This is a genomic window from Pseudomonas sp. MWU12-2020, from assembly GCF_023100605.1.
Taxonomy (GTDB): Bacteria; Pseudomonadota; Gammaproteobacteria; order Pseudomonadales; family Pseudomonadaceae; genus Aquipseudomonas; species Aquipseudomonas fluorescens_H.
The window spans coordinates 81,611-104,602 of record NZ_JALMEX010000001.1; the positions used below are offsets into that span (position 1 = coordinate 81,611).

General features: G+C 59.1%; 22 protein-coding genes and 3 tRNA genes. 16 read left to right on the forward strand and 9 right to left on the reverse strand.

Annotated features, from left to right (window positions below; all coding sequences use genetic code 11):
• The first annotated feature begins 3 nt into the window (after window positions 1-3).
• From modC to M0814_RS00570, 9 genes are all read left to right on the forward strand, one after another.
• Complete coding sequence (modC, locus tag M0814_RS00530) at window positions 4-1,083, forward strand: molybdenum ABC transporter ATP-binding protein (protein ID WP_103485133.1); 1,080 nt, start codon at window positions 4-6, stop codon at window positions 1,081-1,083.
• A 69-nt stretch (window positions 1,084-1,152) separates the two neighbouring features.
• Window positions 1,153-2,181 (forward strand): DNA topoisomerase IB, encoded by a 1,029-nt coding sequence (locus tag M0814_RS00535; protein WP_103485134.1) that lies wholly within the window; start codon window positions 1,153-1,155, stop codon window positions 2,179-2,181.
• A gap of 146 nt (window positions 2,182-2,327) precedes the next feature.
• Window positions 2,328-3,953: an ABC-F family ATP-binding cassette domain-containing protein gene (locus M0814_RS00540; protein WP_103485135.1), complete on the forward strand. Its 1,626-nt coding sequence runs from the start codon at window positions 2,328-2,330 to the stop codon at window positions 3,951-3,953.
• 70 nt (window positions 3,954-4,023) lie between these two features.
• Complete coding sequence (locus tag M0814_RS00545) at window positions 4,024-4,254, forward strand: hypothetical protein (protein WP_103485136.1); 231 nt, start codon at window positions 4,024-4,026, stop codon at window positions 4,252-4,254.
• A gap of 122 nt (window positions 4,255-4,376) precedes the next feature.
• Entirely contained in the window at window positions 4,377-4,607 is a 231-nt protein-coding gene (locus tag M0814_RS00550) for a hypothetical protein (RefSeq protein WP_003225412.1), read from the forward strand.
• A gap of 107 nt (window positions 4,608-4,714) precedes the next feature.
• Window positions 4,715-4,999: a hypothetical protein gene (locus tag M0814_RS00555; protein ID WP_103485137.1), complete on the forward strand. Its 285-nt coding sequence runs from the start codon at window positions 4,715-4,717 to the stop codon at window positions 4,997-4,999.
• A 206-nt stretch (window positions 5,000-5,205) separates the two neighbouring features.
• The gene (gene msrA / locus M0814_RS00560; protein WP_103485138.1) at window positions 5,206-5,712 is read left to right on the forward strand and encodes a peptide-methionine (S)-S-oxide reductase MsrA; all 507 of its coding nucleotides are present in this window, start codon (window positions 5,206-5,208) and stop codon (window positions 5,710-5,712) included.
• A 781-nt stretch (window positions 5,713-6,493) separates the two neighbouring features.
• Window positions 6,494-6,712, forward strand: coding sequence for a hypothetical protein (locus M0814_RS00565; RefSeq protein ID WP_045122476.1), 219 nt, complete (start codon window positions 6,494-6,496; stop codon window positions 6,710-6,712).
• Window positions 6,713-6,809: 97 nt separating this feature from the next.
• Window positions 6,810-7,586: a hypothetical protein gene (locus tag M0814_RS00570; RefSeq protein ID WP_247868450.1), complete on the forward strand. Its 777-nt coding sequence runs from the start codon at window positions 6,810-6,812 to the stop codon at window positions 7,584-7,586.
• Between the two features lie 231 nt (window positions 7,587-7,817).
• Here M0814_RS00570 and M0814_RS00575 read toward each other — a convergent pair.
• The 8 genes from M0814_RS00575 to M0814_RS00610 form a co-directional block, all read right to left on the reverse strand.
• A tRNA-Leu gene (locus M0814_RS00575) sits at window positions 7,818-7,904 on the reverse strand.
• A gap of 194 nt (window positions 7,905-8,098) precedes the next feature.
• Window positions 8,099-8,172: transfer RNA gene (locus tag M0814_RS00580), tRNA-Cys, on the reverse strand.
• A 46-nt stretch (window positions 8,173-8,218) separates the two neighbouring features.
• Window positions 8,219-8,294, reverse strand: a tRNA-Gly gene (locus M0814_RS00585).
• 60 nt (window positions 8,295-8,354) lie between these two features.
• Complete coding sequence (gene pgsA, locus M0814_RS00590) at window positions 8,355-8,915, reverse strand: CDP-diacylglycerol--glycerol-3-phosphate 3-phosphatidyltransferase (protein ID WP_003225417.1); 561 nt, start codon at window positions 8,913-8,915, stop codon at window positions 8,355-8,357.
• A gap of 32 nt (window positions 8,916-8,947) precedes the next feature.
• Window positions 8,948-10,771, reverse strand: a complete 1,824-nt coding sequence (gene uvrC, locus M0814_RS00595; protein WP_103486481.1) for an excinuclease ABC subunit UvrC — start codon at window positions 10,769-10,771, stop codon at window positions 8,948-8,950.
• Window positions 10,772-10,773: 2 nt separating this feature from the next.
• Entirely contained in the window at window positions 10,774-11,415 is a 642-nt protein-coding gene (gene uvrY / locus M0814_RS00600; RefSeq protein WP_247868451.1) for a UvrY/SirA/GacA family response regulator transcription factor, read from the reverse strand.
• Between the two features lie 127 nt (window positions 11,416-11,542).
• Window positions 11,543-11,986 (reverse strand): GNAT family N-acetyltransferase, encoded by a 444-nt coding sequence (locus M0814_RS00605; protein ID WP_103486480.1) that lies wholly within the window; start codon window positions 11,984-11,986, stop codon window positions 11,543-11,545.
• Window positions 11,983-12,744 (reverse strand): carbon-nitrogen hydrolase family protein, encoded by a 762-nt coding sequence (locus M0814_RS00610; RefSeq protein ID WP_103486479.1) that lies wholly within the window; start codon window positions 12,742-12,744, stop codon window positions 11,983-11,985. The genes M0814_RS00605 and M0814_RS00610 overlap by 4 nt, the downstream gene beginning before the upstream one ends.
• Window positions 12,745-13,361: 617 nt before the next feature.
• On the opposite strand from M0814_RS00610, the gene M0814_RS00615 reads away from it, so the two are divergent.
• Window positions 13,362-14,426, forward strand: a complete 1,065-nt coding sequence (locus M0814_RS00615; protein WP_103486478.1) for a 3-deoxy-7-phosphoheptulonate synthase — start codon at window positions 13,362-13,364, stop codon at window positions 14,424-14,426.
• A 72-nt stretch (window positions 14,427-14,498) separates the two neighbouring features.
• On the opposite strand, the gene M0814_RS00620 is transcribed toward M0814_RS00615, so the two are convergent.
• Entirely contained in the window at window positions 14,499-15,677 is a 1,179-nt protein-coding gene (locus M0814_RS00620; protein WP_103486477.1) for a hypothetical protein, read from the reverse strand.
• 337 nt (window positions 15,678-16,014) lie between these two features.
• Here M0814_RS00620 and M0814_RS00625 point away from each other — a divergent pair, with 337 nt between their 5' ends.
• The 6 genes from M0814_RS00625 to M0814_RS00650 all read left to right on the forward strand — a co-directional run bounded on the left by M0814_RS00625 (window position 16,015) and on the right by M0814_RS00650 (window position 22,933).
• Complete coding sequence (locus M0814_RS00625) at window positions 16,015-16,884, forward strand: triacylglycerol lipase (RefSeq protein WP_103486476.1); 870 nt, start codon at window positions 16,015-16,017, stop codon at window positions 16,882-16,884.
• A 96-nt stretch (window positions 16,885-16,980) separates the two neighbouring features.
• Window positions 16,981-17,262: a peptidylprolyl isomerase gene (locus M0814_RS00630; RefSeq protein WP_007912303.1), complete on the forward strand. Its 282-nt coding sequence runs from the start codon at window positions 16,981-16,983 to the stop codon at window positions 17,260-17,262.
• A 135-nt stretch (window positions 17,263-17,397) separates the two neighbouring features.
• A complete protein-coding gene (locus M0814_RS00635) occupies window positions 17,398-19,266 on the forward strand; it encodes an extracellular solute-binding protein (RefSeq protein ID WP_103486475.1) in 1,869 nt (622 codons plus the stop codon).
• The gene (locus tag M0814_RS00640) at window positions 19,266-20,327 is read left to right on the forward strand and encodes a microcin C ABC transporter permease YejB (RefSeq protein WP_003225430.1); all 1,062 of its coding nucleotides are present in this window, start codon (window positions 19,266-19,268) and stop codon (window positions 20,325-20,327) included. Before M0814_RS00635 ends, M0814_RS00640 begins: the two co-directional genes overlap by 1 nt.
• On the forward strand, window positions 20,327-21,349 hold the full coding sequence (locus M0814_RS00645) for an ABC transporter permease (RefSeq protein WP_003225433.1): 1,023 nt from the start codon (window positions 20,327-20,329) through the stop codon (window positions 21,347-21,349). Before M0814_RS00640 ends, M0814_RS00645 begins: the two co-directional genes overlap by 1 nt.
• 9 nt (window positions 21,350-21,358) lie before the next feature.
• On the forward strand, window positions 21,359-22,933 hold the full coding sequence (locus M0814_RS00650; RefSeq protein ID WP_103486474.1) for an ABC transporter ATP-binding protein: 1,575 nt from the start codon (window positions 21,359-21,361) through the stop codon (window positions 22,931-22,933).
• Window positions 22,934-22,992 lie beyond the last annotated feature (59 nt).

Genomic DNA, 22,992 nt, shown 5'->3' on the forward strand with positions numbered 1-22,992 from the left:
TCAATGATTGATGCACGTCTGAAAATCGCTTATTCGGGTTTCAGCCTGGATGTCGATCTGCATTTGCCAGGGCGTGGCGTGACCGCGCTCTACGGTCATTCCGGCTCAGGCAAGACCACCTGCCTGCGTTGTATCGCCGGTCTTGAGCGGGCCGAACAGGGTTTTATCAAGGTCAACGACGAAGTCTGGCAGGACAGCGAGCGACGAATTTTTGTCCCGCCGCACAAACGTTCAATCGGTTATGTGTTCCAGGAAGCGAGTCTGTTTCCGCACCTGTCGGTACTGGCCAACCTACAGTTCGGCCTCAAACGCATCGCCAAGGCCCAGCGTCGGGTCGACATGGCGCAGGCCACCGAACTGCTGGGCATCGGCCATTTGCTGGAGCGCCATCCGCAGCACCTGTCCGGCGGCGAACGCCAGCGTGTCGGCATCGCCCGCGCACTGTTGACCAGCCCGAAACTGTTGCTGATGGATGAGCCGCTGGCCGCCCTCGACAGCCAGCGCAAAAACGAAATCCTGCCGTACCTGCAACGTCTGCACGATGAGCTGGAGATTCCAGTGCTCTACGTCAGCCACGCGCAAGATGAAGTGGCTCGCCTGGCCGATCATCTGGTGTTGCTCAGCGACGGCAAGGCCCTGGCCAGCGGCCCGATTGGCGAAACCCTCGCCCGGCTGGATCTGCCAATGGCGATGGGCGATGACGCCGGGGTGATCATCGAAGGCCAGGTCAGCGCCTACGATGCCGAGTACCAGTTGCTCAGCCTGCAATTGCCGGCCACCGCCATGAACATCCGCGTGACTCACACGCCCATGGCAGTCGGCCAAGCCCTGCGCTGCAAGGTGCATGCGCGGGACATCAGTCTGGCCCTGCACAACAGCGAGGCCAGCAGCATCCTCAATCGCTTGCCGGTGACCGTGGTCAGCGAGCTGGCGGCGGACAATGCCGCGCATGTGCTGATTCGTCTCGATGCCGGCGGCACGCCGCTGCTGGCGCGGATCACGCGGTTTTCCCGGGATCAGCTCGGCATACACCCGGGCCAGCATTTGTGGGCGCAGATCAAGGCCGTCGCCGTGCTGGCCTGAATTCGTTGGCACGACGGCCATGGCGCGCGGTCAATCGCTGTAACAGAGTGATTCGCCAAGGACACTGCCATGCCCGACACCGCGCCAGCCGACGTGCTCCCACCCGACCTGCATTACGTCGACGATACCCAACCCGGCCTGACCCGCAAAAAACTGCGCGGCAAGTTCGTCTATTTCGATCCGACCGGGCAGCGCATCAGCGACCCCGACGAGATCAAACGGATCAATTCGCTGGCAGTGCCGCCGGCCTACACCGACGTGTGGATCTGCGCCGATCCGCGTGGTCATTTGCAGGCCACTGGCCGTGATGCCCGGGGCCGCAAGCAGTATCGCTATCACCCACGTTGGCGCGAGGTGCGCGATGCAGACAAGTACTCGCGCTTGCGTGAATTCGGCCTGGCGCTGCCAAAACTGCGCAAACAGCTTGAAACGCTGCTGGATGCTCCCGGCTTCAGTCGCGACAAGGTGATGGCCACCGTCATCACGCTGCTCGACGCCACGCTGATTCGCGTCGGCAATACCCAGTACGCACGGGACAACCGCTCCTATGGGCTGACCACCCTGCGCAGCCGGCATGTCGAGGTCAACGGCAGCGCGATTCTGTTCCAGTTTCGCGGCAAAAGCGGCATCGAACACCAGATCACCGTGAAAGACCGGCGCCTGGCGCGCATCATCAAGCGTTGCCTGGAAATCCCCGGACAGAATCTGTTCCAGTACCTGGACGAAAACGGCGAGCGACACACCGTAAGCTCGCACGACGTCAACACCTATCTGAAAACCCTCACCGGCGCCGACTTCACTGCCAAGGATTACCGAACCTGGGCCGGCAGTGCGCTGGCCCTGGCGGTATTGCGCGAGCTGCAATGGGAGTCGGAAACCGAGGCGAAACGGCATGTGGTGGAGATGGTGAAGAGCGTCTCCAAACAATTGGGCAACACCCCGGCGGTGTGCCGTAAGTGCTACATCCATCCGGCCGTGGTCGAGCGTTTCCTGCTCGGTGCGCTGGCCGAATTACCACGCCCGAGAGTCCGCAAGGGCTTGCGCTCCGAGGAAGTGGCGCTGGCGATGTTTCTTGAGCAAATGATGGATGCGCCTTGATCTGCGCTGGATGGGTGGTCTAGGCTAGCCACCTATCCCCCTTCAGGACGACCGCAGAAAGTGAACAATCAAGCCTTCTGAAAATGTAATCGCGATAAGCGCTGAATAGCGCCTGTCAGTGTTCACGACATTTTTCGGAGGTGCCGATGACTCACGTCTCGCGTACGCCTGCCCTCGTCTCCCTGAATCAAACGACTTTTCAGTTCGCTAATGGCGAGACGATTTTCAACGAGCTGAATCTGCAATTCGATCACACCCACACCGCAATCGTCGGGCGCAACGGCGTCGGTAAAAGCGTGCTGGCCAAGCTGATTGCCGGACACTTGCAACCGACTGCCGGCAGCGTGACTTGCTCGGTTCCCCTGGCCTATGTGGCGCAAACATTCACCGCCGACGCGGGACAGACCGTGGCCGACGCCACGGGCACCGCTGCCGCCCTTCGCGCATTGCAACGGTTGCAGTGCGGCGAGGCGTCGCCGGAAGATTTCGACATCCTCGGCGAACGCTGGGATCTGCCCGAACGCCTGCGCCAATGGCTGGATGACGCCGGTCTGCCGGACGTCGCCCCCACGGATTTGACCCAACCGCTGAGCGGCGGCCAGCAAGCGCGATTGGCGTTGATCGGGGCATTTTTGAATCCGCCGCGCCTGTTGGTGCTGGATGAGCCGACCAACCATCTCGACGGCCCCGGCCGCGACTGGCTGATGAACAGGCTGGAGCATTGGCGCGGCGGATTGATCGTCATCAGCCACGACCGCCAATTGCTTGAGCGCATGCAGCGTATCGTCGAGCTGACGCCGCGGGGTGCCACGGTGTACGGCGGCAATTTTTCCACTTACCAGCAGCAACGACAGATCCATCAGGCGGCGGCGCAAGCGACGCTGGATCAAAGCAGAACCGAGCGCCGGCGCGAGCAGCAGCGCTTGCAAAACGAACACGACACCATCCAGCGCCATGCTGCCCGCTCACTGCGCAATGCCAGAACCGCCAATGTCTCGGGTTTCGAGCGCGCAGGCCTCAAAGGTGCCGCGAGGCAGATCATGGGCCAGGTGCGGCATGGACATCAGCAGCGCAAATCGGAGCTCGACGCTCAGGTGCGTGATGCCTACGCCAACGTGCTCCCGGACGATGTGGTGATGATGAACCTGCCCGGCAGCGCAATACCTGCCGCGCGTAGGGTCTGTACGCTGATTGATGCGTGTGTGCCATGGCTTCCGACGCAACCGTTCAATCTCACGCTGAGTGGTCCTGTGCGCGTCGCCGTCAATGGTCCGAACGGCTGCGGCAAATCGACGTTGCTCAGGTTGCTCGCGGGCCAACTGCATCCCGCCAGCGGCGAATGCATCACCCATGTTCCCGTGGCTTATCTGGACCAGCATCTGAAGTTGCTGGACGACGGTCTCAGCGTCATCGAGCAACTGATCGCGCTGCAGAGCCCGTTGAGTGAAAGCGCACTGCGCAGCCACTTGGCTCATCTGCAACTGGACGCGCAACGGGTGACCCGACCGAGCGTTTCACTGAGCGGTGGAGAACGCCTGAAAGCCGCACTGGCGGTGGCATTGTGGGGCAAGACGCCCGCGCAACTGTTGTTGCTCGACGAACCGAGCAATCATCTGGATCTGGCGTCGGTGCAAGCTTTCGAACAGGCATTGCAGACGTTTCCCGGTGCAATTGTCGCGGTTTCCCACGATCCTGACTTTCTGCAAGCCTTGAGGCCGACGCATCGCCTGGATGGGTACCGCGAGGGATGGCGGCTGCAACCGACGAACTGACTGTCTATTTTTTGCACGATCAGCCACGGCTTCTATAGTTGATCTGACACCCATTTGCTGTGGTGACGCCATGGAAGACATATTTGTCGTGAAGCGCTGCAACAAGATCATCATTCACGGCCGGCGCGCCGGGGAAAGCCAGCATGAACCCGCCGAGTCCAGCAGCTGGTTTCGGATCAACGATACCCGCACCGGCGGCTTCATCGGTGATGGCTACGACCTTGAGGAAGAGGCCCGACACGAATGCCGACGGCTCAATGCGGCCAGCTCGCCAATGCTGGCGCGCCAAACAGCCGGCTGATGCAATTGACAGGCGGGGTCTATACTCAAGGCAGCTGACGGACCAGCGCCCCAACGGCAGACAGCTCGCAACCCGCGAGCTTTTTGCTGCCTCTCAACGGTTTGTCTGAACGGAGGTGTTCCATGTCCGAAAAAGAGTCCATCACCACCCTCCTCACCCTGCTCGACTCCCGTCAGGCGCGCCTTGCCGCGGCCTGCAAGGAAATCGCCGACTGGGTCGATCATCAAGGCGGGCACCCGACCGCCCTGCGCATCCGTGATCGCCTTAACGACATCGAAAAAGACACGCCGCTGATCCGCCGCACTCTGTCTTCGCTAGAACCCGTCGAACGGCCGTTGCCTCGCTTCAGATGATTGCACAGCGATAAACGACAGTCTCCTGGCCTACCGCTTGGCCGATACAGCGAACGCCTGCTGCCGTGAGGGGTCATAACCTGTACACGTCACCCAGGAGACTGTTCATGGTTATCCATTTCAAAACAGACGGACATCTGGCTTGTGGTCACAAGGGCAACAACCTTGCCTCGAGCCTGGAACTCAATCGCGTCAAATGCCGCAGCTGCCGCAACACCGATGCCTACAAGGAAGCGCGCAAAACCCAGCGCAATGCAGCACGGCGCGCGGCTCGCCATGCCGGGACTGATCACGGTGCGTCGAACTGGCGTACGGAGTGGATCGAACGACTGACCGCGCTGGCCGGGCCACAGCGCCTGCCACGGGGCTTTTTCGGGCAAGCGTTTGTATAACCGCTTGATGTGGTGTTTGTAGTACATCACTCGATGTGAACTGCCCGAATTCAGCTCGAACCCATCAATGCCCTGGCCTTATCGTCAGGGCTTTTTGTTGAAAACACCGGATCAAGCAGCTCGTAACCCTGAATCAGGCTTGCAAATAGCTAACACGCCCGCATAACCAGAACCGTATCTACAGTCACCGAGAGGCAAAAAAGATCATGACCGGACAAACCGAAACCGCGATTCTCGCCGGCGGCTGCTTCTGGGGCATGCAGGACCTGCTGCGGCGTTATCCTGGCGTGCTGAAAACCCGCGTCGGTTACACCGGCGGCGAGGTGCCGAATGCCACCTACCGCAACCACGGCAACCACGCCGAGGCCATCGAAATCATCTTCGACCCTGCCCTGATCAGCTACCGGCAGATCCTCGAGTTCTTCTTCCAGATCCACGACCCCAGCACGCCCAACCGCCAAGGCAACGATCTCGGTCCCAGCTATCGTTCGGCGATTTATTACCTCAGCGACGAGCAACGCGACATCGCCGAGGACACCGCCGCCGACGTCGACGCTTCTGGTCTCTGGCCGGGCCGAGTGGTCACCGAAATCGAACCTGCCGGACCGTTCTGGGAAGCGGAACCGGAGCATCAGGACTACCTGGAGCGGATACCGAATGGCTACACCTGCCACTTCATCCGCCCGAACTGGAAACTGCCCAAGCGCGGCTGACAAGACACCTGCTTAATCCATTCCACGCACGGCGTTGGCCTTAACCAAGGCCGGCGCCGAACGTCGCCGGCTTACCGCGTTACGAAACCTTACTGCATTGAAAAAGATCGATGGATGATTGCGCAACGACTGTTTGCGCACCTCCAGAATCGATCATTTTGGCGAGTCCTTCCTTAGCACAGTTCAAGCGCCCGAGGATGAACATACGTTCATCGCAAGCATGGCTCAATGCGTCTAGCCTGCGGGTTCCAACATAGTGCCTACAGGAGTACCCCACCATGTTCTCGCACGAAAGCCTCCCGCTGATCGCCATTTTCATCATCATGCTGCTGTGCGTGCTTGCAGCGTTTTTACACCCGGTTCACGCTTTCTTCAGCTGGGTTCGCCGGCGTAGGGAAAGAGCGTCTGCCCGGACTCGGGAAGAAGTAAATTCGCGCTGAGTGATTCCTCCGACAGGCCCGGATACGTCCGGGCTTTTTGTTTCCTGCCAATCAGCACAATATTTTTCAAGAGGGTGAAGCGGCCTTGCTCACGTAATCACCTCGACCTGATTAAGTACCCTCCCATCCACCTGCTGGAGAATCTCTTCAGCAGTCGAGTCCGCAACGGGCATGACCAATGCTGGTCTCGACATCGTCGAAATGTAGCTCCAGCAGACGCATTGCAACATCCTGGACGAGAAGCATCGGGGTCACGCTATTGACACCCTGCCAATTGGTTGATGGCTAAACAGCGACCATAGCTGGCAACCTCTCATTTTTAATGATTGATCGAATAGGCTATGCCCACTGAAGCAATTACCGTCATGGCAATGGCACGCTCAAACTTCGGGTATCTCAGCGAGGCCCGAGATGAAATTCAGCTTCTTGCGCTGAAGAGCAGTTCGATCAGCTTTAACCAGGCACTACAAATATCCGGAATGATCACTCACGACGAATTGACATGTCTTACAGAAGAACTGGAGACCGTCTGCCTGGCTTGGTACAGCCTGCGCATTTAGTCCCCGGCGCAGGCCGAATCTTCCACCTGCCCCTGTCAGATGAATGAAAACCCCGCTCAGTAGCAGGCATACCGCACTTCACTTAAGGATGAGCATCATGAACGATGATTTGAAGCAGTCAGGCTCGACTACTACCACACAGACCACCACCTCGCTGGAGCAGGTGAAAACCGGAAGAGCCTTGGATTTCACCTGGGCGCCTAACACCAACACGACGACTACCACTGTATCGGCAGACTTTGTCGACTATCGAGTCGATACCACCCAAGGCAGCCCGACTGGAGACAGCCACTCCATTGCACGATTTACCTATGTTCAGGGCAACGGTGGCGGTCAGATCAGCCAACTTTTTCTCGAAGAAATGCGCGCTGGAGTACGCGCCAACACCCAGATCGGGCTGATGGTAGGGCGAAAGTGGGTTCTGGACCCCAATGGCGAAGTCTCGGGCAGCATCGGCACCTATGTGGTCGAGCAATTCGATGACATGCGCGCCAGTGTGAATTATGTCGGCTCCTTCGCACGCGTCTTCGCCGACCCGAGGATGGTCAGCTACCACGCCGGCGGCCACGTTCACACCAATGTCTCGATCACCGGCAGCAGGCCCCTGACCATGGCGGATTCAGGTAAGTCGATCCTGGTCATTAGCGACACAGACGTCACGCTGACGATTGGTGACGATGTGATTGAAGGGTTCAAGGCGACACTAATTCAGGCTGCCGCCGGAAAGATCAACATTGCAGCGTCGAACAGCCACATGATCTACAGCAACGCCGGAACCCGCACCCGTACGCTCGCCCCTCTAGACGAGTTGGAAGTCAGTACCTTCCCATTCGGGCCCGTGTACTTGGCCTTCCGTGTCAAACCCACAGCCTGAAGAACGTCGTGCGCTGGCCGAACCCGCTCTAAATGCCATCTTGATCAAATCATGGCGCGGAAGTCTGCGCAGGAGATTTGACATGGCCTGAGGGCAAATGAGTTGAAGCAGCTGAATCACAAGGGCAAAAAGGTCATGCCTACCAAGTGAATTGCGGACCAAGTCCAAAATTGCGGACCGGAAACAAACAAGGGTTTGCCTCAGCTTTCGCCCGCAAACCCTTGATATAGATGGTGCCCGAAGCCGGAATCGAACCGGCACGCCCTTACGAGCGGGGGATTTTAAGTCCCATGCGTCTACCAGTTTCGCCATTCGGGCGGTAGCGCGGTGTAGTGCTCATGTCAGTCGACCAGCACACCTGACAATGTTGAGCCTTGTGAAGCAGAGCGGGAAATATATACATCACGTCCCGGTGAAGCAAGTTCACAGTAGCTGATTTCAAGACTAAATCTTGCAGCGCACTGGAAATAAAAAAGCTCCGTAAATCATGGATCTACGGAGCTTGTTTATAGTGGAGGCCGAGGTCGGAATCGAACCGGCGTAGGCGGATTTGCAATCCGCTGCATAACCATTTTGCTACTCGGCCTCAAACGATCGCTGTTTAGTAGCACAACAACAACCGCGTACAAACTTGGAGCGGGAAACGAGACTCGAACTCGCGACCCCGACCTTGGCAAGGTCGTGCTCTACCAACTGAGCTATTCCCGCTTGGTGTGGCGCATTCTATAGATTTCAGAAGCCCCGTCAACCCTTTGATTCAAAAAAGTTTTATTTCTTTTCAACGTCGGTTTTCAGATGCGGCCAAGCGGCCCGCAGGTATTGAACCATCGACCACAATGTCAGGCCCGCCGAGATCATCAGCAGGGCATAACCCAGCAAGACCCAGAAGCTGAAGTCACGCGGATTGGCCAGCAGGATCACCAGCGCCAGCATCTGCGCCGCGGTTTTCCACTTGCCGAGATTGGACACCGCTACATGCGCGCGAGCGCCGAGTTCGGCCATCCATTCGCGCAAGGCCGATACGACGATCTCACGGCCAATGATCACGGCAGCGGGAAGTGTCAGCCACAAGTTGCCGTGTTCCTGCACCAGAAGTACCAGTGCGACCGCCACCATCAACTTGTCGGCAACCGGATCGAGAAACGCACCGAACGGCGTGCTTTGTTCCAGGCGGCGGGCCAGGTAGCCATCCAGCCAGTCAGTTGCTGCGGCAAAAGCGAATACCGAGGCGGAAGCCATATAGCTCCACTGGTAAGGCAGGTAAAACAACAAAATGAAGATCGGTATGAGCAGGACGCGGAGAACGGTAATCAGATTAGGGATATTCATCGGCACAACTGGCTACGAGGTGAGTTGGCATTCTACTCGCTATGCAGGTTTGCATAAATCGACTCTGCGAGCTTTTTACTGATCCCCGGTGCTTTGGCGATCTCTTCGATGCTTGCACGAGACAGCTCCTGCAATCCACCAAAATGTTTCAACAAGTCCCGACGACGAGTTGGCCCGACGCCCGCAACGCCTTCCAGCGTTGACGTGCGGCGGGTCTTGCCCCGCCGCGCACGGTGGCCGGTAATCGCGAAGCGGTGAGCTTCGTCGCGAATCTGCTGTATCAGATGCAGTGCCGGCGAATCTCCGCGCAAGGTGAACTCATGCGCTGCATCATTAAGATACAAAGTTTCGAAACCCGCCTTGCGTGTTGCGCCCTTGGCCACACCCAGCAGGATCAGATCCGGCACCGCCAATTCGTTGAGCACATCACGGGCCATCGACAACTGACCTTTGCCGCCGTCCACCAGCAGGATGTCCGGCAGCTTGCCCTCCCCGTCCTTCAGTTTGCTGAAGCGGCGAGTCAAGGCCTGATGCATAGCCGCATAGTCATCGCCCGCCGTGACGCCCTCAATGTTGTAACGACGATAGTCGGATTTGATCGCGCCTTCCGGGCCGAACACCACACAGGAAGCGACAGTAGCCTCACCACTGGAGTGACTGATGTCATAGCACTCAAGTCGCTGCGGTGGCTCATCCAGATTCAGCACTTCAGCCAGCGCATCGAAGCGTGCAGCCGTGTGTTGACGATTGGCCAGGCGTGCACCCAGCGCCTGTTCGGCATTGGTGACTGCCAACTGCTGCCAGCGAGCCCGGGTGCCACGCACCCGGTGACTGATGGTCAGTTCACGACCACGTAGCTCATGGATCGCTTCGATCAGGGCGGTGGCGTCTTCAGGAACCACGTTGACGATCAACTCGCTCGGCAGGTCGCGTTCCGGACTGCTGATGAAATATTGACCGAGGAACGCCGCCATGACTTCGGCAACCTCCTCCTCGATACCGACCTGAGGAAAGAAGTTCTTGCTGCCCAGCACTCGTCCGCCGCGCACGCTGATCAGATGAACACAGGCGCCACCTGGATTGACGAACGCTGCGATGACATCGATGTCGCCCGTGCCGCCTTCCATGCTTTGTTGATCCTGGACCCGCCGCAGCAAGGCAATCTGGTCACGCAACTCGGCGGCGCGCTCGAATTCAAGATTGATCGCCGCCTCTTCCATTGCCGTGGACAGTTCATTGGTCAGCGCATGACTGCGCCCCTCGAGAAACATCACCGAATGGCGCACATCCTCGGCGTAGACCTCTGGTTCGACAAGGCCGACACAAGGCGCCTTGCAGCGCTTGATCTGATATTGAAGGCACGGGCGAGTGCGATTCTTGTAGTAACTGTCTTCGCACTGGCGGACGAAAAAGGTCTTTTGCAGCAGGCTGAGGCTTTCGCGAATGGCCCCGGCGCTCGGATACGGGCCGAAATACTTGCCCTTGGCCTTCTTCGCACCACGGTGGATGCTCAGGCGTGGAAACTGGCCGTCAGACAGAAACACATAAGGGTAGGACTTATCATCGCGCAACAGAATGTTATACGGCGGCCGCCACTCCTTGATCAGGGTCTGCTCAAGCAGCAACGCCTCGGTTTCGTTGGCGGTGATGGTGGTTTCGACCTGCGCGATACGCCCGACCAGCGCAGCGGTTTTCGGCGCCAGCCCGGTCTTGCGAAAATAGCTGGCAAGGCGCTTCTTCAGGTTCTTGGCCTTGCCTACGTACAGCAGGCGCGCCTCGCTGTCGAACATGCGATAGACGCCGGGACGCCCACTGACAGTCGCCAGAAAGGCGCCGGGATCAAATGCTTCAGTCATGATCAGGCGCTGGCATCGACCATGCCGTGGCGTACTGCCAACAGCGTCAGCTCAACGTCGCTGCTGATCGACAGCTTTTCGAAGATCCGGTAGCGATAGGTGTTCACCGTTTTCGGCGACAGGCAGAGTTTGTCGGAGATGATCTGCACCTTCTGGCAGCCGACAATCATCAACGCGATCTGGATTTCCCGTTCGGACAAGGCGTCAAAAGGTGAATCGTTGGTTGGCTGGAACGACTTGATCGCCAGTTGCTGGGCAATCTGCGGACTGATGTAACGCTGCCCGGCAAACACCAGCCGGATGGCCTGGACCATCTCCGGCAATCCAGCGCCCTTGGTCAGGTAGCCGGCGGCGCCCGCCTGCAGCAGACGCGTAGGAAATGGATCTTCCTCGCACACAGTGACAGCGACGACCTTGATGTCCGGATGACTGCGCAGCAGCTTGCGCGTGGCCTCAAGACCGCCGATACCGGGCATCTTGACGTCCATCAGGAATACATCGGGTTTCAACTCACGGGCCTTGATCAGGGATTCTTCCCCGGACTCGGCCTGTCCAACCACCTGCAAGCCATCGATATCGGCCAGCATACGTGTAATGCCTGTACGAACGAGATCATGGTCATCGACCACTAGCACCCTAATCAAGCAGACACCTCGCGATATGGTCTTATTGGGATGCCGGACACCTTAGCAAAAAGTGCCAGACAGACCTAGCGGCAAGCATCATTTAAAAAGTTTCAATTCATCATCGAGGGCTTGCCGGCCGTGGGTTTCAGAGCACAGGTGTACCGAAATCGAGCTGCATCCTCAGGAAACACTCGTCCTCGCCACACCTGATCAAGCCCTTTCTCTTATACAGGCTTTGTGCCGGATTATTTTTGAATACTGTCAGACGCAGCGCCGGAAGTCCTTCGGTGCGGGCCATGGCGATAACCTGATCAATCGCCCAGGATCCTGCGCCCTGCCTGCGAAAGGCCTCGGTTATTTGCAGCTCGCGGATGTACAACGCCCGACGATCCCGACTGAGGCTGAAAAAACCCAAGAGAACTTCATCAAGAATGATCAGCCAGTTGTCCCGACCATTCCAGGCAACATCGAACGCTTCGTCCTGCCACAGCAAATCGCGCTCAATGTAATAGCGCAGCATGTTCCGGCACGTCAGTTCGCGGGCAAATTCCCGATCATCCGGCTCAGCGCGACGCAAATGGCAGGTCATTGCCCCACCGTCACAGGGACTGTCCGCCCGATCCATTCGCCAGCATCACGTCGAGCGATCACCAGAAGTTCACCTGGGCCTGGCGCGGCGATGACCAGCGCCCCGTTTTCAGACCAGACCGCGCTGCGCCCCGCCGACTGCCATCCACCTGTTAACCCGGCGTAATTGGCCATCAGCACCGCCATTGAGTGGCTTTGGGCATAGCCCTGCAGTATTGCGCTATCCACGCCATAGCCTTTTTCGCCAATCAGCACGCCTGCTGCGTACAGGTCGGCGCCAACACCGGCGGCCGCTGCCGCGTGGCTGGAGTGGGAAAAATCAGCGCAGACCGCGAGCGCGACGGTGTCGCGACCTATGCGCAAGGTCGAACCACCAGTCCCTGGGGCATAGAAAAGCTCTTCGCCGCTGTGCAAATGTTGTTTGCTGTAAACCTCTAGAGAGCCGTCTCTGCCTAACGTCAGAGCGCCGATCAATACCTGCGTACTACCCTTCTGGCGAATCGGCATGCCGACGACGGCGCTCAGCCCAAGCTCGCGAGCGCAATCGCGCAAGGGTTGCAGCACCGGATCCTGCGGATCGATTGCCAGGTCTGCGGCCATCTGGCCTTCGTAGCCTGTCAACGACAACTCCGGGAACACCAGCAGCTCGACGCCCTGCTCCGCCGCCGTGGCCATGAAACGCAAATGGCGGGTGATGTTTGCCGCCAGATCACCAGCAACGGAAAACGATTGGGCGGCAGCGATGGTGAACGTCGACATTATTCATCCCTTGAGTGATGCAAAACACGCAGTGTGTCACAACGTCCGTGGCACTCAAGCGATAGGTAACGCCTTGAATGAGCAATAGCAATTTCTGATTGCTCAGGCATATGGGCCTCTAGTAAGCTCGGCGCATTCATCGGAGACAGACCATGTTCAACGCCCTCTCACAGCTTCGTTCCGCTAGCGCCCTGCGCTCGGTTGCGGCTGCCCGGGCGAATGACGTTTGCGCTCCAGCGAGCTTTTATTTTGGGTATTGGTTTAGCCACTGGCGCGCCTGATACCCACACGGCGCCCATAAAAACGGGTCGCCTACCAGAGAATTCTCAACCCCCGGTCGGCCTCCCGACCGGGGGTTTTGTTTTTTCAGGCCCATAACTTTTTCAGCAACACACCAGACACTTGAGGAATCACGACATGAACTACGCCACTTATTACCGTCACGACACTTTTACCGCCTGGCGATTTAGCAGCCTCCGCTCGGGACAGCCTGCCGCCTCCGATCGGTCACCCACAGGTGGCAAGCACACACACGCAGCCAATCCGGCCAATTGTCGAACACCCCAGTAGGGCCGAGTGAGCGGGAAGCACCCGCCGCCAGCCCAGGAATTCCGAATATGAACTCGTCTGTTTCTGCTCTGCCACTGACCACCCTGAACTCTGCCAACGAAGCACTGACCCTGCGTCTGCCCAGCTCGTTGCAGCTCAAACAGCAATTGCCCCTGAGCAATGCCCTCGCCCAGCAAGTCGCAGCCCACCGCCAGGCGGTCCGCGCGATTCTCAATGGCGAAGACCATCGCCTGCTGGTCGTCGTCGGCCCTTGCTCGATTCACGATCCACGCTCCGCACTCGAATACGCGGAAAAGCTTTCCCGCCTGGCCCATGAAGTCAGCAACGAAATGCTGCTGGTGATGCGCGCCTACGTCGAAAAACCACGCACCACCGTTGGCTGGAAAGGTCTTGCCTACGACCCACACCTGAACGGCAGCGATGACATGGCCGCCGGCCTGACCCTGTCGCGTGAATTGATGCTTGAAATGATCCGTCTGGGACTGCCTATCGCTACCGAGTTGCTGCAGCCAATGGCTGCCGGCTACTTCGACGACCTGCTCAGTTGGGTTGCCATCGGCGCACGCACCACCGAGTCGCAGATCCACCGGGAAATGGCCAGCGGCCTGAGCATGCCCGTCGGTTTCAAGAACGGTACCGACGGTGGCGTAACCGTAGCCGTCGATGCCATGCGTTCGGCAGCCCATCCACATCGACACTTCGGCGTCGACAGCCAAGGGCACCCGGCGATCATTCAGACACCGGGCAACCCCGACACTCATCTGGTACTGCGCGGTGGTCATCAAGGCCCGAACTACGATCGCGAAAGCGTCGCCCGGGTACATGCCGACCTGAATCGCTTGAAGATTCCGAGCCGAATCATGGTCGATTGCAGCCACGCCAACAGCGGTAAGGATCCACTGCGCCAGCCCGACGTGTTCAACGAGGTACTCGAGCAACGGCTGCAAGGTGATCGCTCCTTGATCGGCATGATGATCGAGTCCCATCTGTTCGAGGGCTGCCAGCCTTTGAGCCCCGCCCTGCGTTATGGCGTATCCGTCACCGATGGTTGCCTGGGGTTCGGCGCGACGGAGCAGTTGCTGTCGAACGCAGCCAAACGACTGAAAGGCTGACGCTCAGAACAGCCTTTGCGGGTTGAATCAGTAACCCGCAAAGGTCGGACCATCGCTCAGCTCAATCCAGAGTTACGCCCGCACTCGGACCCGGGCAACGCCGGAAGCCTGACTGGCATCATCCAGTCGCTCCACCGAATACGACACCTGCACCACGGTTTCCCGATGCTCGCGCCAGAAGCGGTACGGCACGATGAACACCAAAGGTTGCCCAGCGTTCTCCCGAGTGATGTCCCGGTCATCGCGATGACTGAAATACTCGCCATCGCATTTCAGGTACACCAGCTCTCCCTCCTCGGCCTGGGCATCGCCGATCACCACAGTAACCCCGTCTACCGCAGCTGCCGCTTCCAGCTCACCGTCTTGCGCTTCCAGCACTCGTGGAGCCGCGAGATCCCCCCGAATCAACGGTGCGATCAGAATTCGCGAGTTCGCAGACTTCCTCACCTGCGCCGCTGCTGATTCGACCCGGTAACTGACGTTCACCTCTTGTGTGGAATGGGCAGCGATGCAATCGGCGTTTATCCAGAAAGACAACGCTTCACCAACGGCAAACGGCTCCACGGTCAACACATCATTGAATGCCGGCGCTCCCTCGACGCCTTGCCAGGACAGGCTGATCCGGTCACCGGCCGCCATCCGGGCATAGGGGCGCACAGTGACACTTGTACCCTGTGGAACACGGGACGGATCGAGCGTCCCGCCCACTGTTTCTTCAATGATCGGTGCAAGCAGCTCAGGCTCTGGATCGCCCACATCCAGTTGCAGGCGACGGGATGACACCGGCTGAGGCAGTGCAACGCTATGCAGCGTCCAGTAAAGCTCCAGCGAACCGCGCTCCAGCGGCGCAATGTGCAGACCTTTTATGACAAACACGATTTCCTCGCCCACCTGGCCTTCACTGACCGAGCGGGTGGCCTCATGGCTATAAGCCAACCCTTCGTCATCGAGCCCTCGCCAGCTCAGCACCAGCTTGTCGCCGCACATCATGTCCGGGTAAGGCGCAATCCTGACGAATGCATGGCTCAGAGAAGGATCAAGCATCCCACCCTCCAACACCTCGACCGTCGGGGCGGACAGGTCCAAGGCCGGCGATGAAGCGGGTGCAGACGCCGGTCGATAGCTGAATTCGAAATTTTCACCGTCCACCTTCAAGCTCAGATGGCCGCCTCCTTCGGTGGCAACCGACAAGGGGACAATGTTTGCCGGCGGCATTGCACAAGACTCGCTAGTGACTTCGTAGATAGACATTCGCAGCTCCATTCCTTGGATAGAACGCTGCCATCAAGGCAGCGTCGAACGAAATCCATTGAACCTCATCCAGCGAATCGGCGAAGTCAGCCCAAAGCCCCGCACCCCCGAGGCAAACACACCGTCTGACGTAGGCAGACAGCGACGAATCTGTCGATACGCGGCAAAAGATTGCCAAATGTTCCGACTAGCCCCTCAAGCAGAAACGAAAATTCGCACCATTTTTAGTCCAGATTCCCCTTCACTCCGAGGATTTTTCAGACATCGCCAACCCGTAGGCCTGTTTTACAGTGGCACGCACCAACCACTGACAAGCATCTGCAAAAGAGGCAGGAACATGCAACGGAATGCGACAACCCGCTACCCCATCCTTTTGGTCCATGGCCTGTTCGGGTTTGACCGTATCGGCCGTTTCGAGCTTTTTCATGATGTCAAGCAAGCACTGAGGGAGGCAGGTGGACAAGTGTTTGTCCCGCAACTCTCCGCGGCCCATGACAACGAAGTTCGTGGCCAGCAACTGCTGCTGCAGATTGAACGGGTCCTGCAGGGCACCGGGGCCGCCAGGGTCAACCTGATTGGACATAGCCAAGGTGCGCTGGCCAGCCGTTTCGCCGCAGCAGTGGCACCGCACAAGGTCGCCTCGGTCACGTCGGTCAGTGGGCCCAACCACGGTTCGGAACTGGCGGACACGTTGCGCCAGGCACTGATTCCGGGGAGCCTGCCGGAGCAGGTGGCAGAGCAAGTGGCGACCCGGTTCGCTGATTTCCTCTCGCTACTCAGTGGTCAACCGACCCTGCCGCAGAATGCCGTGGCAGCGCTGAACGCCCTGACCACACAGGCGGTCAGCCAATTCAACAAGAAGTATCCTCAAGGCCTGCCTTCTACCTGGGGCGGCCAAGGCGCGGAACGGGTCAATGACGTTCACTACTACTCCTGGAGCGGCACGCTGCAGGAAGGATGGCTTGCGCCGCTTGATCCGGTAAATGCCGTCTGCCGGGCGTTGTCCGGCCATTTCGTCGCGGAAGCCGGACAGAACGATGGTTACGTGGGCCGCTACAGCTCGCATTTGGGCTCGGTCATCCGCTCCGACTACCCCTTCAACCACCTCGCCACCCTGCGGCGACCAGACGGTTTACTAAACCCCGCCCCTGATCCCGTCGAACTCTACGTCGAGCACGCTCTGCGCCTGAAAGCCGCACAACTGTAGACATACGCCAATAAGCCGAGTGGAACTTTGCCGAGAAATCGCTTACTGAATCCGGTAGGCTCCACACTTTACTGAAATAGATTGGAGAGTTTCCCCATGGCTAAAGCCACTGCCCGCCACATCCTGGTTTCCAGCGAAGACAAGTGCAACGAACTCAAGGCCCAGATCGAAGGCGGTGCTGATTTCGCCGAAGTCGCCAAGGCCAACTCTACCTGCCCGTCCAGCCGTCAGGGCGGCGACCTGGGTTCGTTCGGTCCTGGCCAGATGGTCAAGGAATTCGACACCGTGGTCTTCAGCGCGCCGATCAACGTCGTGCAAGGCCCGGTGAAGACCCAGTTCGGTTATCACCTGCTCGAAGTCACCAGCCGCCAGGACTGATCCCGCGTCCGGTTTGCTGTGCCACGGCCCGCCTTTTGGTGGGCCGTTGTGTTTTGGTTACAGGATACGGCTGGCGACTGACGCGCCGCTCGCGTACAAATTGCGCTTATCGATCACCCGGCTTTAAGGCTGACAATGCGACTGGCTTTCCCGACTTTGCTGTTCACTGCCGTGGCCCTGTTGTTGGGCGCCGCTGGTGTGGACGCCACCCCGCAACACGCTTTGACCGTCTATGGCGAACCCGCCAAATACCCGGCCGGTTTCAGCCATTTCGACTACACCAACCCGCAGGCCCCCAAGGGCGGCACCATGCGCCGCTCGGCGATAGAGATCGGGCATTTCGATCACATCCTGCCTTATATAGACAAAGGCATCGGCGTCACCCAGATCGACGGCATGCTGTACTCGCCTCTGGCCCAGCGCTCGATGGATGAGCCTTACACGGTCTACGGCCTGGTGGCGCAAAAGATGGAGCGCTCGGAGGATGGCCTGTCGCTGCGCTTCTTCATCAATCCCAAGGCACGCTTCGCCGACGGCAAGCCGATCACTGCCGAAGATGTGCGTTACACCTATGACCTGTTGATGACCCAGGGCAGCCTGCGTTATCGCACGCAGTTCGCCGACGTCAAAGGCGTGGAAGTGGAAGCGCCGCTGACCGTGCGTTTCGATTTCAAGAGCAATGAAAACCGCACCTTGCCGCTGGACATCGCCACCCTGCCGGTATTCCCCGAGCACTGGTGGAAAACCCGCGACTTCGCCGGCGGTGGTGGTTATGAACCGCCACTGGGCAGCGGCCCGTATCGGGTCGGCAAGGTCGACTCCGGGCGCAGCATCACCTTTGAACGCAACCCTGACTGGTGGGGCAAGGATCTACCGGTCAGTCGCGGCCTGTATAACTTCGACCACTTCAGCATCGAGTATTTTGGCGACACCGATGTCGCACGCCAGGTATTGCGCGGCGGTGCCTATGACTACAACCGTGAGTTTTCCGCGACCGGCTATTCGATCGGCTACGACAGCCCCGCGCTGAGTGACGGCCGCTTGCAGAAAGCCCACCTCGCCACCGAAGCCCCGCAATCGGCCCAGGGCTTTGTATTCAACCTGCAGAAACCGATGTTTCAGGATCGTCGGGTACGCCAGGCGCTGGCGATGCTCTGGGATTTCGAGTGGAGCAACCGGCAGATGATGCGCAACATGTACATCCGCCAGCAGAGCTATTTCTCCAACTCCGCACTGGCAGCCCGCGAGTTGCCAGATGCCGCCGAGCTGAAAATCCTCGAACCGTTGCGCGGGCAAATTCCCGATGAGGTGTTCACCCAGGTCTTCGAAGCGCCGAAAACCGATGGCAGCGGCCTGATCCGCGACAAGCAACTGCAAGCCCTGCAATTGCTGGAACAAGCCGGCTGGAAACCTGATGGCGACCAATTGGTCAACGCCGAGGGCGAGCCGTTAAGTTTCACCTTCCTGGTCAGCCAGAACGGCATGGACCGTCTGCTTCTGCCTTACAAGCGCACGCTGAAACAGATCGGCATCGACCTGAATATCCGCCGCATCGACTCCTCGCAATATGTCAATCGCCTGATGAGCCGCGACTACGACATGATCGTCACCGGCTACCCGGTCACCACGTCTCCTGGTGGCGAGCTGCTCAATTACTTCGGTTCGATTTCGGCCAACGACCCCGGCGCCAACAATTACATGGTGCTGAAGAATCCGGCAGTCGATACCTTGATCAATGGCCTGATCCGCGCCTCGACCCAAAGCGACATGCTGCACTACGCCCACGCCCTGGACCGGGTGTTGCAATGGAATTACTACTGGATTCCCAATTATTACCCGCCGGGCACCTCCACCGTGTGGTGGAACCGTTTCGGCATGCCGGCGATACAGGCCAGCAATGACGAAGCGATCGAGAGCTGGTGGGAAATCAGCAGTACGCCGCTGACCAACCAGCAGATGACCGCCGCAAAAATCGGCCGTGGCAGACCCGGAGGACCGCACTGATGTGGGCATACATTCTGCGGCGCCTGCTGCTGATCATTCCGACGCTGGTGATCATTCTGCTGGTCAATTTCGTGATCATTCAGGCGGCACCCGGCGGCCCGGTCGAACAGGCCATCGCTCATCTGCAAGGGATCGGCGGTGCCAGTGTCGGCGGCAGTTCCAGCGAGACCATGAGCAGCACCTCGCGTGCCAGCCGTGGCCTCGATCCGCAACTGATCAAGGACATCGAAAAACAGTACGGTTTCGACAAACCGGCGCATGAACGCCTGTGGCTGATGCTCAAGAACTACGCGCAGCTGGATTTTGGCAAAAGCTTTTTCCGCGGGGCGACGGTCACCGATCTGATTCTGGAAAAAATGCCAGTGACCATTTCCCTCGGCCTGTGGGCGACGCTGATCACCTATCTGGTGTCGATCCCGCTGGGCATCCGCAAGGCGGTGCATCACGGCAGCCATTTCGATATCTGGAGCAGCACTGCGATCATCATTGGCTACGCGATGCCGGCGTTTCTGTTCGCGATGTTCCTGATCGTGGTGTTTGCCGGTGGCACATCATTGAACTGGTTTCCGGTGCGCGGGCTGGTCTCCGACAACTTCGAATCGCTGTCGACCCTGGGCAAGATCGCCGATTACTTCTGGCATCTGGTGTTGCCGGTGACGGCACTGGTCATCGGTGGTTTCGCCACGCTGACGATCCTCACCAAGAACTCGTTCCTCAATGAAATCACCCGACAATATGTGGTCACCGCACGCGCCAAAGGCTTGAGCGAACGCCGTGTGCTTTACGGCCACGTGTTCCGCAACGCGATGCTGCTGGTGGTTTCGGGAATTCCGCAGGCGTTTATCAGCGTGTTTTTTGCCGGTTCGCTGCTGATCGAAGTGATCTTTTCCCTCGACGGCCTCGGCCGCATGAGCTACGAAGCGGCGGTTTCCCGGGACTATCCGGTGGTGTTCGGCTCGCTGTTCATCTTCACCCTGTTCGGCCTGCTGATAAAACTGATCGGCGACTTGTGCTACACCCTGGTCGACCCCCGTATCGACTTCGCCGCGAGGAACGCCTGATGTTCAAGCTCTCGCCTCTGGGCCGTCGCCGTTTTGCACGATTCAAGAAAAACCGCCGTGGCTGGTGGTCGTTGTGGCTGTTTATCGGCCTGTTCCTGCTCAGCCTTGGTGGTGAACTGATCGCCAACGACAAACCGCTGGTCGTCAGCTATCAAAACCAACTCTACTTCCCGGTATTCAAGCGCTACACCGAGCAGGAGTTTGGCGGGCAACTGCCGTTCCAGGCCGATTACCGCAGTGAGTATGTGCAGAACCTGATCCGCAAGGACGGTGGCTGGCTGCTGTTCCCGCCGATCCCGTTCAGCGAGGACACCCCCAACTACGATCTCAACCAACCCGCGCCGAGCCCGCCCTCCAAGGTCAACTGGCTGGGCACCGACGATCAGGCGCGCGACGTGTTGGCGCGGGTGATTTTCGGCGCCCGGGTGTCGATCCTGTTTGCCCTGATGCTGACCGCTATCAGCGCGCTGATTGGCATCGCCGCCGGCGCCCTGCAAGGCTATTACGGCGGTTGGGTCGATCTGCTCGGGCAGCGTTTGCTGGAGGTCTGGAGCGGATTGCCGGTGCTGTACCTGCTGATCATTTTGTCCGGTTTCGTCGAGCCGAATTTCTGGTGGCTGCTGGGAATCATGGCGCTGTTTTCATGGCTGGCACTGGTCGATGTGGTGCGCGCGGAGTTTCTGCGCGGACGTAACCTGGAATACGTCAAAGCGGCTCGCGCGTTGGGCCTGACTGACCGCAAAGTGATTTTCCGGCACATCCTGCCCAATGCGATGAACGCGACGCTGAGTTACTTGCCGTTCATTCTGACCGGGGCGATTTCCACTCTCACCGCCCTCGACTTTCTTGGTTTCGGCATGCCCGCCGGCAGTGCTTCGCTGGGCGAGCTGATCGGCCAAGGCAAACAAAACCTGCAAGCGCCATGGCTCGGGCTGACGGCGTTTTTCACTTTGGCGCTGATTCTTTCTTTACTGGTGTTCATCGGCGAAGCGTTACGTGACGCGTTCGACCCTCGATCCTGAAGTGTGACCATGACTGATAACCTGATCGAAATCCGTGACCTGAATGTCACCTTCCATGGCCAGCCGGCGGTGCGCAACCTGTGCCTGGACATCCGCCCCGGCGAGTGCCTGGCCCTGGTCGGCGAGTCGGGCTCGGGCAAGTCGGTAACCGCGCATTCGATCCTGCAATTGCTCCCCGAAGGCGATGCGCAAACCAGTGGCAGCATTCGCTATCGCGGTCAGGAACTGCTCGGCGCCGACCCCAAGGTCCTGCGTGAACTGCGTGGCAACCGCATCGCGATGATCTTCCAGGAGCCGATGACCTCGCTCAATCCGCTGCACACCATCGAAAAGCAGATTGGCGAAACCCTGCTGGTGCATCGAGGACTGGGCGGTAAAGCGGCGCAACAGCGCATCCTTGAACTGCTGGAACTGGTGGGTATTCAAAAGCCCGAAGAACGCCTCAAGGCCTATCCGCATCAACTGTCCGGCGGCCAGCGGCAACGGGTGATGATCGCCATGGCCCTGGCTTGCGAGCCGGAACTGCTGATCGCCGATGAACCGACCACGGCGCTGGATGTGACGGTGCAGCGCAAGATCCTGCTGCTGCTCAAGTCCTTGCAACAACGCCTGGGCATGTCGCTGCTGCTGATCAGTCACGACCTCAATCTGGTGCGCAGCATCGCCCAACGGGTGTGCGTGATGAAGGCTGGCGAGATCGTCGAGCAGGCGCCGTGCGAAACCCTGTTTACCGAACCGAAGCACCCTTACAGCTGCGTGCTGCTGAATGCCGAACCGGAGGGCGAAGCCCTGCCCCGGGACGAGCGCGAGAACGTGCTGGAGGTGGATGATCTTCGGGTCGAGTTCGTTGTCGGTGGCGGGCTGTTCCAGCGCAAACAATATTTGCGGGCGGTGGACGGCATCAGCCTGAATATCCAGCGCGGCAAAACCCTGGGCATCGTCGGCGAGTCCGGTTCGGGTAAATCGACCCTGGGCCAGGCGATTCTGCGGCTGCTCGACTCCGAGGGCAGCATCCGCTTTCAGGGCGCGGCCCTCGACGGTCTCGATCAGAAGCAGTTGCGGCCGTGGCGTCGGCAGATGCAGGTGGTGTTTCAGGACCCGTTCGGCAGTCTCAGTCCACGGATGTCCGTGGCGCAAATCATCAGTGAAGGGCTGGAGGTGCATTGCCAGTCCAGCGCCGAAGAGTGCGATGCACAGGTGATCCGCGTGCTCAAGGAGGTTGGCCTGGACCCGGAGAGTCGTCATCGCTACCCGCACGAATTTTCCGGAGGTCAGCGCCAGCGCATCGCCATCGCCCGGGCGCTGGTGCTGAAACCGGCGCTGATCCTGCTCGACGAACCGACTTCGGCCCTTGACCGTACCGTGCAGAAACAAGTGGTCGCCCTGCTCCGCGACCTTCAGGAAAAACACGGCCTGACCTACCTGTTCATCAGCCACGACCTGGCGGTGGTACGGGCGCTGGCGCATGACATGATCGTGATCAAGGACGGCAAAGTGGTTGAACGCGGTGCCAGCCATGAGGTGTTCGATTCGCCGCAGCATCCTTACACCAAGGAGCTGTTGGCGGCGGCACATCCGGGATAGGCATGATCACTGTTTGACTTGAAACCGAGTCGCGGCCTTCGCGAGCAAGCCCGCTCCCA